The sequence below is a fragment of the Pseudomonas gregormendelii genome (assembly GCF_017114825.1).
GTDB lineage: Bacteria > Pseudomonadota > Gammaproteobacteria > Pseudomonadales > Pseudomonadaceae > Aquipseudomonas > Aquipseudomonas gregormendelii.
The window spans coordinates 1-13,510 of record NZ_JADEVO010000020.1 but is presented as its reverse complement, the minus strand read 5'-3'; the positions used below and the strand labels follow the sequence as shown (position 1 = coordinate 13,510).

At 61.6% G+C, this 13,510-nt stretch carries 12 protein-coding genes; 11 read left to right on the top strand and 1 reads right to left on the bottom strand.

The window, feature by feature from the left end; genetic code table 11:
- The first annotated feature begins 62 nt into the window (after nt 1-62).
- From IMW75_RS15170 to IMW75_RS15130, 9 genes are all read left to right on the top strand, one after another.
- Nucleotides 63-935: an acyl-CoA dehydrogenase middle domain-containing protein gene (locus IMW75_RS15170; RefSeq protein WP_205893084.1), complete on the top strand. Its 873-nt coding sequence runs from the start codon at nt 63-65 to the stop codon at nt 933-935.
- 263 nt (nt 936-1,198) lie between these two features.
- Complete coding sequence (locus IMW75_RS15165) at nt 1,199-2,293, top strand: serine hydrolase domain-containing protein (RefSeq protein WP_205893083.1); 1,095 nt, start codon at nt 1,199-1,201, stop codon at nt 2,291-2,293.
- The gene (locus IMW75_RS15160; RefSeq protein ID WP_205893082.1) at nt 2,290-2,619 is read left to right on the top strand and encodes an amidase; all 330 of its coding nucleotides are present in this window, start codon (nt 2,290-2,292) and stop codon (nt 2,617-2,619) included. Before IMW75_RS15165 ends, IMW75_RS15160 begins: the two co-directional genes overlap by 4 nt.
- A 190-nt stretch (nt 2,620-2,809) precedes the next feature.
- Entirely contained in the window at nt 2,810-3,985 is a 1,176-nt protein-coding gene (locus IMW75_RS15155; protein WP_045061024.1) for a M20 aminoacylase family protein, read from the top strand.
- A gap of 79 nt (nt 3,986-4,064) precedes the next feature.
- Nucleotides 4,065-5,372 (top strand): citrate-proton symporter, encoded by a 1,308-nt coding sequence (locus tag IMW75_RS15150; RefSeq protein WP_045061023.1) that lies wholly within the window; start codon nt 4,065-4,067, stop codon nt 5,370-5,372.
- A 2-nt stretch (nt 5,373-5,374) separates the two neighbouring features.
- On the top strand, nt 5,375-6,817 hold the full coding sequence (locus IMW75_RS15145) for an amidase (protein WP_205893122.1): 1,443 nt from the start codon (nt 5,375-5,377) through the stop codon (nt 6,815-6,817).
- Nucleotides 6,818-6,899: 82 nt separating this feature from the next.
- Nucleotides 6,900-7,670: an IclR family transcriptional regulator gene (locus IMW75_RS15140; protein WP_045061021.1), complete on the top strand. Its 771-nt coding sequence runs from the start codon at nt 6,900-6,902 to the stop codon at nt 7,668-7,670.
- 92 nt (nt 7,671-7,762) lie between these two features.
- Entirely contained in the window at nt 7,763-8,353 is a 591-nt protein-coding gene (locus IMW75_RS15135; protein WP_205893081.1) for a YceI family protein, read from the top strand.
- Between the two features lie 5 nt (nt 8,354-8,358).
- A complete protein-coding gene (locus tag IMW75_RS15130; RefSeq protein WP_205893080.1) occupies nt 8,359-9,516 on the top strand; it encodes a phospholipase D-like domain-containing protein in 1,158 nt (385 codons plus the stop codon).
- A gap of 123 nt (nt 9,517-9,639) precedes the next feature.
- On the opposite strand, the gene bglX is transcribed toward IMW75_RS15130, so the two are convergent.
- The gene (bglX, locus tag IMW75_RS15125) at nt 9,640-11,931 is read right to left on the bottom strand and encodes a beta-glucosidase BglX (protein WP_205893079.1); all 2,292 of its coding nucleotides are present in this window, start codon (nt 11,929-11,931) and stop codon (nt 9,640-9,642) included.
- 237 nt (nt 11,932-12,168) lie between these two features.
- On the opposite strand from bglX, the gene IMW75_RS15120 reads away from it, so the two are divergent.
- Together IMW75_RS15120 and IMW75_RS15115 are read left to right on the top strand one after the other, a co-directional pair.
- Complete coding sequence (locus tag IMW75_RS15120; protein ID WP_045061101.1) at nt 12,169-12,777, top strand: LemA family protein; 609 nt, start codon at nt 12,169-12,171, stop codon at nt 12,775-12,777.
- A gap of 31 nt (nt 12,778-12,808) precedes the next feature.
- Nucleotides 12,809-13,510 (top strand): TPM domain-containing protein (locus IMW75_RS15115; RefSeq protein WP_205893078.1); only part of this gene is annotated, 702 nt, incomplete at its 3' end.

Sequence of the window (13,510 nt, the reverse complement as noted above, 5' to 3'; positions counted from 1 at the left end):
CCCCGGTGTCATCGCCATGAAGCTTTGGTGATGCTTGTATGACAGCCCTTGAGGAGTCTTCAATGCCTTGGCAGAACCTGTTGAAACGTTGTGATCGAGTGCCGGCCAGTGCGGACCTGGCGGAAGGCTTTGCCAATCTTTTGCAGCAACTGGGGAGTGTCACGCCCTTCGAGCTGGCAGTGGCGGGCGGGCGATTGATGGCGACGCCGGGGCTGGCATTTCTGGTGGGGTATCAGGCTGCGTTACGCATGCTCTGGCCAAGCGCGCCGCTGAGCCTGGGCGCCATGTGTGCGACCGAGCAGCGCAGCCTGCGGGTGGCGGACATGCAGACTCGCCTGGGCGATTTACGCCTGAGCGGCCGCAAGGATTTCGTCACCGCGGGCAATGCTGCCGACTGGCTGCTGGTCGCCGCTCGCAGCGAGCAGCCCGGCGAAGCGCCTCGCCTGAGCCTGGCGGTGGTGTATCCGGGCGAGCCCGGGGTAAGCCTGGAGCACCTGCCGTCGATCCCGTTGATGCCGGATATCAGCCACTGTCGGCTGGTTCTGGAGAACGCCCAATGCGAATTGCTGGCCGGGGACGGTTGGGACGCCTACGTCAAACCGTTCCGCACCCTGGAAGATATCTATGTGCTGAGCGCAGTGACCGCCTGGCTTTACGGCATAGGGCAGGACAGTGCCTGGCCGCAGTCCCTGCAGCTGCGATTGCTGGCGTTGCTCGCCGGATGTGCGGAAGTCAGCCGTCAGGCGCCGAACAATCCGGCAGGGCATGTGTTGCTGGGCGGTTTGTTCGCCCAGTTCGACGGGCTCAAGGTCGAGATTGGCCTGGCGCTGGCGGATGGGCCGCCGCACTGGGCGGCGATGTGGCAGCGCGATCAGGCGGTGATGGATCTGGCAGCGGTGGCGCGGGGCAAGCGGTTGGCCAAGGCATTGGCGTGATCTGCGCTGGATTGAATGGCCCCATCGCGGGCAAGCCTTGCTCCCACAGGGATTTGCAGTGCACACGCGATTCCTGCGCGATGGTCTGCACCCCAAAAGTGATGATTGATGTCTAACATTTTGGGGCAGACCAGTCAGCGGTGTGGCCGCTGACCTGTGTGAGCAAGGCTTGCCCGCGATGGCGTCTCCAAGGTCCACACCCAACTTAAAACTGTAATTAGCTTCAACTAGGCTCAACAGGTTCAACCTCCCGAGCCACCTCCATGTCCAAAGGTTTGTCCCTGTGTTTCCTGGTGGTGCTCAGTGTCTGCGCCCGTGCCGAAACCTGGCCCGGGGAGCAGTGGTCCAGCGGCCCGAGCCTGAGCGGGCCAACGCTGCAAGCCCTGGAGGCCTATGCATTCGCGCCCCGTAATGACAGCACCCGGGCAGGTATACGTACCGATGCCTTGCTGGTGATCCGCGACGGCCAATTGCTTTACGAACGCTACTGCGCACCGACCACTGCCGACACGCCGCACCTGACCTGGTCGATCAGCAAGAGCCTCATGGCCGCGGTCCTCGGCGTGGCCTATGGCGAAGGCCTGTTCAAGCTTTCGGACCCGGTGCTGAAGTTCTATCCGGCGCTGGGAAAGCATCCGGCCATCAGCATGGCTGACCTGCTGCACTGGGCCTCCGGCCTGGACTGGCAGGAAGACTACGAGTACGCCCCGCTGAAGTCCTCAGTGGTGGCGATGCTGTATACCCGCGGTCATTCAAACATGGCTGCGTTCACTGCCTCCCATGACGCTTACGCCGAGCCCGGCCAGGTGTTTCGCTATTCCAGTGGCGACAGCAACCTGCTGTCCGCCGCGTTGAAAGCCATTGTTGGGCCGACGCGTTATGCGGATTACCCATGGAACGCCTTGTTCGAGCCGCTGGGCATCCGCGACGCGACCTGGGAGGCCGACGCCAGTGGCACTTTCGTCGCGTCCTCCTATGCCTATCTCACCGCCCGCGATCTGGCACGCATTGGTTTGCTGATGGCGCGCGACGGGCGCTGGGGCGAACGACAATTGCTGCCCAAGGACTGGGTCGCCTTCAATCGCGAGCCCTTCACGGGGTACAAGGCCCACCAGGATGCTACGGTGCCGGGCGGACATTGGTGGCTTAACCGCGCTGCCAACGGCGCAGCCCAGCCCTGGCCCGATGCGCCCGCCGATACCTTCGCGGCACTCGGGCATTGGGGGCAGGCTCTGTACGTGATCCCCAGCGAGAACCTGGTTATCGTGCGCTACGGTGATGATCGCGATGGCAGCTATAGCCACAACACATTGCTCAGGCTCGTGCGCCAGGCAGTCGCCGGGCGGGTGCAACCATGACCCGCCGCAGTCTTGTACGTCGCCGGCCGTTGAGCATCCTGGGACTGATTGTGCTGGCAGCGTTGCTTGGCTGGATCTGGCGGGAGCGGGTGGCGCTTTGGGCGTTTGCGGACATCATCAGCGCCTACACCGCCAAGGAATATTGTTCATGCCGATACGTGATGAACAGCCCCGCCGAGTATTGCCACAGCTACGTGAAACAGTGGCTGCCCACTAGCGGATTTACCGATGACCCGGTCGGCAAGCGCATCACCGTCAGCGGGATGGGCCGCAGTAACAGCGCGCAATGGATCAGCAAGCACCAGGGTTGTCGCCTGTCGCCCTGAGTCCGCCGAACCTGCGCGTTGTTCTGCTCAACTGCTTCAGGTTCCACCCAGTGGAACCACATTCGATTGTCCTCGCGCCGCGCTCGCGGTTATCTGGTGGGGAGCGCGACCTGCCTTGATGTGTCGCGCTCAACACCCGACAACCGCGAACAACAAGAACGGGAATCAACCCGGCCAGAGGACAATCGTCATGAACCGACATCAGCACATTCTTGCCTGGCTCAACGATGTGGCCAGCGATCTGCACGCCACGCGCCAGGACATTCACGCTCACCCTGAACTCGGCTTCGAGGAAACCCGCACCTCGGCGCTGGTGGCCAGATCCCTGCAGGCGTGGGGTTATGAAGTGCATACAGGGATCGGCAAGACCGGCGTGGTTGGAGTCCTGCGTAACGGCAACAGTTCGCGAAAAATCGGGATTCGAGCGGACATGGACGCGCTGCCGATCATCGAGAACACTGGCGCCACTTACAGCAGTCAACATCAGGGCTGCATGCACGCCTGCGGCCATGACGGCCATACCACCATGCTGCTGGGTGCGGCACGTTACCTGGCGGCAACCCGTCAGTTCGACGGTACCCTGACCCTCATTTTCCAACCCGCCGAAGAAGGCCAGGGTGGTGCCGAGGCGATGCTCGCCGACGGCCTTCTTGAGCGCTTTCCCTGCGACGCATTGTTCGGTATGCACAACATGCCGGGGCTGCCTGCCGGTCACCTGGGCTTTCGCGAAGGCCCGATGATGGCTTCGCAGGATTTGCTTGCGGTCATCATTGAAGGTGTCGGCGGTCACGGTTCGATGCCGCATCTGGCGGTCGATCCGCTGGTAGCGGCGGCCAGCGTGGTCATGGCTCTGCAAACCGTGGTTGCACGCAACATCGATGCTCAGCAGGCGGCAGTCGTCACAGTCGGAGCGTTGCAGGCCGGGGAAGCGGCCAATGTCATTCCACAGCAGGCGATCCTGCGCCTCAGCCTGCGCGCGTTGAATGCCCAGGTGCGCGAGCAAACCCTCGACCGGGTGCGCGCGATCATTGAGGCCCAGGCCCGGAGTTTCGGTTGCACTTCGCGCATCGAACATCGTCCGGCCTACCCGGTGCTGGTCAATCACGCGGCCGAAACCGAGTTCGCCCGGCAAGTGGGCGTCGAACTGGTCGGCGCCGATGCGGTGGACGGTAGCACGCCAAAACTCATGGGCAGCGAGGACTTTGCGTGGATGCTGCAGCGTTGCCCGGGCACCTACCTGTTCATCGGCAATGGCGTTTCGCGGCCGATGGTCCACAACCCCGCCTATGACTTTAACGACGACATCCTGCTGATCGGGGCGGCGTACTGGGGGGCGCTGACCGAGAGCTGGCTCAAGCCGGCCTGACCCGCACTTTCTACTGCCGCTGTACCGGGCGCGCACTCTTGCGCCCGTTCTCACCAACAGGGTTTTTGGAGAGTCCTTCATGCAGACTTCGAGCACAGGTGTTTCGCGTACCCGGCAGGTCGTCGCCGCCGTTATCGGCAACGCGCTGGAATGGTATGACTTCATTGTCTATGGCTTTCTGGCGAGCATCATCGCCCGCCAGTTCTTTCCGTCCGAAGACGAATACGCTTCGCTGCTGATGGCGCTAGCGACCTTTGGCGTCGGTTTTTTCATGCGCCCGGTGGGGGGCATCCTGCTGGGCATGTATTCCGATCGCAAAGGCCGCAAGGCCGCGATGCAGATGATCATCCGCCTGATGACAGTGTCCATTGCACTGATCGCGTTTGCGCCCAATTACGCCGCCATCGGCATGGGCGCTCCGCTGTTGATCGTGGTCGCGCGAATGCTCCAGGGCTTCGCTACGGGCGGCGAATACGCCAGCGCCACGGCGTTTCTGGTGGAGAGTGCGCCTGCTCACAGAAAAGGTCTGTACGGTTCGTGGCAACTGGTAGGCCAGTGTCTGGCGGTATTTTGCGGCGCGGGAATGGTGGCATTGGTCACTCATCTGTTTTCCCCCGAGGCGCTGGACAGCTGGGGCTGGCGGATTCCGTTTGTGCTCGGCTTGCTGATCGGCCCGGTCGGCCTGTGGATTCGCAAGCACATGGAGGAGCCGGAGGAGTTTCTTGAGGCTCGCCGGCAGGCAAAGGGCGAGAGCCCGAGCCTCATGCAAGTGATCCGCGAGCATCGGCGCAGCATCCTGGTATCGATGGGCCTGGCATGCGGCGCAACGGTGTCGTTTTACGTGGTGCTGGTGAATATGCCGACCTTCGCGCATAAGAATCTGGGTCTGCCTCTTGATCAGGTACTGCTGGTGCAAATGCTCGCGGTGGCGGTGATGACGGTAGTGATTCCACTGTCCGGCGCACTGTCGGACAGGCTAGGTCGGCGGCCGGTATTGATGGCGTTTACCCTGGCGTTTTTCCTGATGGTGTATCCGCTGTACGTGTGGGTTGCAGCGGCACCCTCGGTGGAGCGACTGCTGGTGATGCAGATGTTGTTATGCAGTGCGATTGGCGGATTTTTCGGCCCGGCACCGACTGCACTGGCTGAGCAGTTTCCTATCGAAGTACGTTCCACCGGAGTGTCGGTGGCCTATAACGTGGCGGTGATGGTCTTCGGCGGTTTCGCCCCGCTGATCGTCACGTGGCTCAGCAAGGTGCTGGCGACTCCGGTTGCCCCAGCGTTCTACGTGTTGTTCGCTTGCGTGCTGACGCTGCTTGGCACTTACTGCATGCACGAGACGCCGCGCAAGAAAGCTGTCGCCCTTGACCTTGAGGTGAAACCTTGAGCCTGCATCCGATTGTTCAACTGGACGCCGATGCGTTGTCCCGTGCCATTCACTCCCGACAGGTATCCTGCCGGGAGGTGATGCAGGCTTATCTGGCGCAGATCGAGCGCTTCAATCCACAGGTCAATGCCCTGGTGTCGCTGCGCCCGACTGATGAGCTTCTGGCCGAGGCTGACGTCTGCGACCGGCAACTGGATCAAGGCCAGTCCCGTGGCTGGATGCACGGGATGCCACAGGCGATCAAGGATCTGGCTGCTACTGCGGGGTTGCGCACGACCATGGGCTCGTCGCTGTTTGCCAGGCACGTTCCACAGCACGACGCGATCAGCGTGGCGCGGGTGCGCGCTAATGGCGCGATCATCGTTGGCAAGAGCAATGTCCCGGAATTCGGCCTCGGCTCGCAGACCTATAACAGCGTGTTTGGCATCACCACTAACGCTTATGACCCGACGTTGATTGCCGGCGGTAGTAGCGGCGGTGCAGCGGTGGCGCTGGCTTTGCGCATGCTGCCGGTGGCCGACGGCAGCGACATGATGGGTTCGCTGCGCAATCCGGCGGCGTTCAACAACGTCTTCGGTTTTCGTCCATCGCAGGGCCGGGTACCCTATGGGCCCGTGCCGGAAACGTTCGTCCAGCAACTGGCCACTGAAGGGCCGATGGGCCGCAGCGTCACCGATGTGGCGCGGTTGTTGGGCATCCAGGCCGGGCATGACCGGCGCGTGCCGCTGTCACTGACCAGCGACCCGCAGCAGTTCAACGAGCCGTTGCAATGCGACTTCGCCGGGGCCAGGCTCGGCTGGCTGGGAGACTACAACGGCTACCTGCCGATGGACGTCGGTGTGTTGAATCTGTGCGAGTCGGCCTTGGGGGACTTCACTGCCCTGGGTTGCCAGGTTGAAACCTGTCACCCGGATTTCTCCATGGAGCGTTTGTGGCAGTGCTGGCTGGTGCACCGGCACTGGCTGGTGCAGGGCAGTCTCGGGGCGCTGCATGCCGACCCGCTGAAGCGCGAACAGATGAAGCCTGAAGCGCAATGGGAAATCGAGGGCGGACTGCGAATGACCGCAGCCGATGTCTACCAGGCATCCGTCAGCCGCAGCGAGTGGTACTGCGTCCTGGGCAAGTTATTCGAACGTTACGATTTCCTGCTGTTGCCCACCGCGCAAGTGTTCCCTTTTGTTGCACAAACCCCTTGGCCGCGCATCGTCGGCGGGCGTTCCATGGACACATATCACCGCTGGATGGAAGTGGTGATCGGGCCGACGTTGGCCGGCTTGCCTTGCATGAGCGTACCCGTGGGATTCAACTCGGCGGGGTTGCCCATGGGCCTGCAAATCATAGGCCCGGCGCAGGCGGATCGGGCGGTCCTGCAACTGGCCTACGCCCATGAACAGCTGACGCAATGGGTCAAGCGCCGACCGCCAGCGTGCCTGCAAATAACTTGATTCGATGCGACGGGCCCGCATCTTGCTGCATAAAGTGATCATCCATCCGGGCTACCTGAACCGGACTTAGGGAGGTCCAATCATGGAGAGTAAAACCGACACCGGCAGCGTCCGATCCGTTGAACGGGCCCTGGCGATCGTCGAACTGCTGGGCAAGCACCAGGCGTTGGGCCTCGAAGAGTTGCACTACCTGACCAGCCTGCCCAAAGCGACGGTGTCGCGCATGTTGCTGACCTTGCAGGAACAGGGCTGGATCTTTCGCGGCCTGAGTGATCGGCGTTATCGGCTGTGTGCCAGGCGCCTGTTTGGCGACAGTCAACAGCGCTTCAAGCGGCGCCTGGTGGAAAGCGCCGCGCCGCTGCTGATGGAGCTGAGCGAGCGCACGGGGCTGGTCGCCGACCTTTCCAGCTTTGACGGCGAGCGGGTCGAGGTCATGGAAAGTTCGATTCCTGCCGTGCTGCGCAAGCGTTACCCGAACAACTGCCAGATCGTCGGCCAGCACGCCAGCTTGTTTCATTCAGCAATGGGTCGGGCGTGCCTGGGCGAGCTGGAAATCGATGAGGTAGAGCGCCTGGCCGGTCGTGAGCGATTGACCGATGAGAGTCTGTTCCGCGCCAGTGAGCAGGCGTTGCATCAGGGCTTTGGCCAGCGCACCGAAGGTTTTTGGGAGTACCCAGTGCGCCTGCCTTTTCTGATCCGCGCGGTGGCGCTGCCGATTCATGCCGATGGCCGCCTGGTGGGCAGCATGGCGCTACACTGGCCGATGGACCAGGCGCCGGTGGAGCGGGTGCTGAGCCTGCATCTGAGCAGCCTGGCTGCGACCATTGGCGAGGTACGGCACGCGCTGGCCTAGCCACCTCAGGGGCGCCGCTGGAGTAACAGGTTGTTTGCAAGCGGCCTCAGGCCAGTTAAGGTTCGTGCAAGTTTATCCACCCACGAGTCTCTATGCTCAACCGCTCCCTGGTCAAAACTATCGCCCTGATGCTGCTTGCCGGCACAACCCTTTCGGCCCAGGCCAACTGGTACCTGGACGGCGAATCCTCGCGGCTGTCGTTCGTCAGCACTAAAAACGCCAACATTTCCGAAGTGCAGCGCTTCCTCGTGCTGCACGGCAAGGTGAGCCCCAAAGGCCTGGCCGAGGTCGAAGTCGAGCTGGACTCGGTGAACAGTGGTATTCCATTGCGCGACGAACGCATGCGCAAGGAGCTGTTCGACACCAAGACCTTCGCCGAAGCCCTGATCACTACGCAAATTGACCTGGGCCCGATCAATGATCTCGCCTCCGGTGCGCAGCTCGAGTTGCGCCTGCCGGTGACCGTTAACCTGCATGGCAAGACCCACGAATACAACGCCGAGCTGTTGGCGACTCGTCTTGATGACCGGCGATTTCAGGTAGTGACGCTGGAGCCGCTGGTGATCAACGCGGCGGACTTCGACCTTGCGCCGGGGCTGGAAAGCTTGCGCAAGGTCGCCGCTCTATCGGCGATCAGCCTGTCGGTACCGGTGGGTGCGGTACTGATTTTCACGGCGCGCTGACTGCCATGGCCGGTGCGATCTTCCCCTGGCGCGAAGGCAACAGCTTTGAGCTGTTGATCGATGGTCCGCAGTTCTTCCCGCGAATGCTGGTGGCGATCGCACGCGCCGAAGAACAGGTCGAACTGGAGCTGTATCTGGTGGAGGCGGGCGCCTGCGCCGAAGCCATGGTGCAGGCGTTGACCCAGGCCGCCGAGCGCGGAGTGCGTGTGCGCTGCCTGTTCGATGACTATGGCAGCCTCGCATTTACCCAGGCCCTGCGTCAGCGCCTGATAGCCGCTGGCGTGGAGTTGCGCTTCTACAATCGCTTGAGCTGGCGGCGCTGGGTGGGCAACTTCTATCGTGACCACCGCAAACTGCTGTTGGTCGATCAGAGCCTGGCGGTGGTCGGCGGCACTGGCGTCACCGATGAGTTCTGGAACCCGGGGGAAGACGTCAGCGAGTGGCACGAGGTCATGGTGGAAATTTCCGGTCCTCTGGTGATCGACTGGCAGTTACTGTTTGACCGCCAATGGATCGCCAACCGCCATCGCCGCGCCTGGAGGCCTGCGGCGCATTTCGGTTTGCCGCGCCTGCCCAAGGTGCCTTCCACGGGCGAGGGCATGGGGCGGGTGGCGTACGCTGATGCGCGCCAGCACCGCGATATTCTGCAGTCGCTGATCCGTGCGCTGAACAGTGGGCAGAAACGCATCTGGCTCGCCACGCCCTATTTCCTGCCGACCTGGAAGGTCCGTCGCTCGCTGCGCCGCGCTGCCTCGCGGGGGATCGATGTGCGGCTGCTGCTGACTGGGCCGCGCACCGATCATCCGTCGGTCCGCTACGCCGGGCATCGTTATTACCCCAGGTTGCTGAAGTCTGGCGTGAAAATCTTCGAGTACCAGCCCTGTTTCCTGCACTTGAAAATGGTCCTGGTCGATGACTGGGTCAGCATCGGCTCGTGCAATTTCGATCACTGGAATTTGCGTTTCAACCTGGAAGCCAACCTTGAAGCCCTGGACCCAGGGTTGACCCGAGCAGTGGTGGCCAGTTTCGAGAAGGATTTTACCCAGAGTCAGGAAGTCAGCCTGGAGGCCTGGCAGCGCAGGCCGCTGTGGCGGCGGGTGAAGCAGCGGGTGTGGGGATGGGTGGATCGGCTCGTGGTGAATTTGCTGGATCGGCGGGGGTAGTCGTAAATTATTGTGGGAGCGGGCTTGCCCGCGATGACGGCCTGACAGTCAACGTAGATGTTGAATGTTATGGCCTCATCGCGGGCAAGCCCGCTCCCACAGTGATTCTCAGTGTCCGAGGGGTTACAGCAACTCGAAACTCTGCTGAGTCACGTCCTGCGAGTCCAGGCCGATCTGCACGTTGAACTTGCCAGGCTCTGCCGCGTACTTGAGCCGGGTGTTGAAGAACTTCAGGTCATCCTCGGTAATGGTGAAGTGCACGACTTTCTCTTCGCCGGCCTTGAGCATGATTTTCTGGAAGTTCTTCAGCTCCTTCACTGGCCGGATCATCGAACCGGTGACGTCCTGGATATACAACTGCACCACGGTCTCGCCATCACGCTTGCCAGTGTTCTTCAGCATGACGCTGGCATCGAGCTTGCCGGTCTTGTTCAGTGTGGTCGATGACAACGCCATGTCGCTCAGGCTGAAATCGGTGTAGCTCAGGCCAAAACCGAATGGAAACAGCGGGCCGGTTGTGTCATCGAAGTACTGCGAGGTGTAGTTGCCCGGCTTGCCCGGCGTGAACGGCCGGCCAATGCTCAGGTGGTTGTAGTAGGTCGGAATCTGGCCTACCGAACGCGGGAAGGTCAGGGGCAGCTTGCCCGAGGGGTTATAGTCGCCGAAGAGCACGTCAGCGATGGCATTGCCCCCTTCGGTGCCGCTGAACCAGGTTTCCAGAATCGCATCTGCCTGGTCCTTTTCTTCAAGGATCGACAGTGGACGCCCGTTCATCAACACCAGGACCAATGGCTTGCCGGTGGCCTTGAGGGCCTTGATCAGTTCGCGCTGGCTGGCGGGTATGTTCAGGTCGGTGCGGCTTGAGGACTCGTGGGACATGCCACGGGATTCGCCCACCGCTGCCACCACCACATCGGCGTCCTTGGCCGCTTTCACGGCTTCGTCGATCAGCACCTGGGCCGAGCGCGGATCATCAACCACTTCCGGTGCGTCAAAGTTCAGGAAGTTAAGGTAATCCAGGACCTTCTTGTCGCTGGTGATGTTGGCGCCGCGTGCGTAGATCAAAGTTGCCTTGTCGGCCATGGCCGCGTTCATGCCGTCGAACAGGGTCACTGATTGCGCGGGTCTGCCGGCAGCGGCCCAACTGCCCATCATATCGATTGGCGCCTTGGCCAACGGACCGACCAGGGCGATCTTCGCGGTATTCTTCAACGGCAGGGTCTCGCCCTGGTTCTTCAGCAGCACCAGGCTGCGACGTGCTACGTCACGGGCCTCGGTACGGTGCAGGCGGCTTTCGGCGTAGGTGTCGGCCGGGTCATCCTCGGCCTTGCCGATGCGCAGGTACGGGTCCTTGAACAGCCCCATGTCGTACTTGGCGCCGAGCACAGCCCGCACGGCATTGTCGATGTCGCTCTGCTCGATCTCGCCAGCCTTCAGCAACCCTGGCAGTTCCTTGCCATAAAGCGTGTCGTTCATGCTCATGTGGATGCCGGCCTTGATCGCCAGCTTCGCCGCTTCACGGCCATCGCGAGCAACGCCGTGCTTGATCAGCTCGAAAATCGCCCCGTGGTCGCTGACAGCCAGGCCCTTGAAGCCCCAGTCCTTGCGCAACAGGTCATTCATCAGCCAGGTGTCGGCGGTCGCCGGTACGCCGTTGATTGAGTTCAGTGCCACCATGACTCCGCCGGCGCCAGCATCAATCGCGGCGCGGTACGGCGGCAGGTAGTCCTGGTACATCTTGACCGGGCTCATGTCGACCACGTTGTAGTCGCGACCGCCCTCTACCGCGCCATACAAGGCAAAGTGCTTGACGCTGGCCATGATGCTGTCGGCCGCATTCGCGCCGGCACCCTGGAACGCCTTGACCATGACCCCGGCGATGCGCGACACCAGGTAGGTGTCCTCGCCGAAGCCTTCGGAAGTGCGGCCCCAGCGCGGGTCGCGGGAGATGTCGACCATCGGTGCGAAGGTGATGTCGAGACTGTCGGCCGCGGCCTCTTTGGCAGCAATGCGCCCGGACAGGCCGATGGCGTCCATGTCCCAGCTCGACGCCAGGGCCAGCGGAATCGGGAAAATCGTTCGGTGGCCGTGGATCACGTCATAGGCGAAGAACATCGGGATCTTCAACCGGCTGCGCATCGCTGCGTCTTGCATTGGACGGTTTTCCGGGCGGGTGATCGAGTTGAACGTGCCGCCGATGTTGCCGGCGGCAATTTCCTTGCGGATCATCTCGCGCGGCATTTCCGGGCCGATGCTGATCAGGCGCAGCTGGCCGATTTTTTCATCGAGGGTCATCTGCTTCATCAGGTTACTGACGAAGGCATCCTTGTTTTCCAGAGGTGCGGGCGTCGCGGCGGCCAGTACGTTATGACTGGCCAGGCTGACGAACAGGCCCAGCAAACACAGCTTCTTCATGAATTGTCTTCTCGAAAGCCTAAGCGGCGATGACTTCGCGCCGGTCAGCCAAAATTGAGGGAGCGACTATTGTTGTTCAGGTAAATGCAGCAAACTTCTGAACTGTTTTAATCCTGGAGCATCTTTTAGCCCATCGGCAGGATGCAATCCAGTGGCGGCGCCGATTATGCCCCAAGAGCCGCGTTCAAAGTTCGCAGGTTGTTTTTTCAACGGAATGTGCAAGGGAGCGTCAACCAGATGAATGTACGACACCACTATCGGTCGAGCCTGCAGGTGGCCGCCCTGATGTTGCTGACCACGCTGTTGGCCGGCTGTGGCATCAACAATATTCCAACCCTGGACGAACAGGCCAAGGCCGCCTGGGGTCAGGTGCAGAACCAGTACCAACGCCGTGCCGACCTGATCCCCAACCTGGTGGAAACGGTCAAGGGCTACGCCAAACATGAAGAAGAAACCCTGACGGCGGTCATTGAAGCCCGGGCCAAGGCGACTTCGATCCAGGTGGATGCCAGCACCCTCGACAACCCGGAAAAGCTCAAGCAGTTCCAGCAGGCCCAGGATCAGCTGACCGGTGCCCTGAGTCGCCTGATGGTGGTGTCCGAGCGTTATCCGGACCTCAAGGCCAACCAGAACTTCCTGGCGCTGCAGTCGCAACTCGAAGGTACCGAGAACCGTATCGCGGTCGCACGACGGGATTTCATCCTGGCAGTGCAAAAATACAATACCGAGATCCGCACTTTCCCTGGGCGCCTCTGGCACAGTGTGATGTACAGCGATCTGCCTGTGCGTGAAACCTTCGAGGCGACCAGCCCCGATGCCGATAAAGCACCTCAAGTGAAGTTCTGATCGGGCTGCATTACCACGGATGAGGTTGCCAATGCGCGTGTTGAAAGTTGGCCTGGTGCTGCTGCTCTGGGTGTTTGCCCTGGCGGCCCAGGCCGAGTTGAAGTTTCCCCAGCTGACCGGGCGGGTGGTTGATAACGCCCAGATGATCGAGCCCGCGGTTCGCGAGCAACTGGCCCAGCAACTCCAGGCTCACGAAAAAGCCACCGGTGAACAGTTGGTGGTGGTCACTGTGGCGGATTTGCAGGGCACAGACATTGCCGACTTCGGCTATCAACTGGGGCGGTACTGGGGCATTGGCCAGAAGGACAAGAACAACGGCGCACTGCTGATTGTGGCCCGGGATGATCGACGGTTGCGTATCGAGGTCGGTTACGGGCTGGAAGATCGCCTGACCGATGCGCAGAGTTCGGTGATCATCAATCAGGTGATCACTCCATCGTTCAAGACCGGTAATTTCAGCAAGGGCATCAGCGACGGCGTTGCGGCCATGCTGGTCGTGCTGGGCGGCAATCCGCTGGACGAACCTTCCACGGTCTACGAACCCCGCGGGGATCAGGATAGCGATTTCCTGTCACGGCATCCCGGGGTATTGGTGTTCCTCGTCATGCTGTTCATCCTCACCGTATTTGTCTGCCAGATGCTCGGCATCCTGCCCAGTGGTGGCGGTGGGCGAGGCGGTTCGGGCGGTTTTGGCGGTGGTGGATTCGGTGGCGGCGGTGGCGGTGGCTTCAGT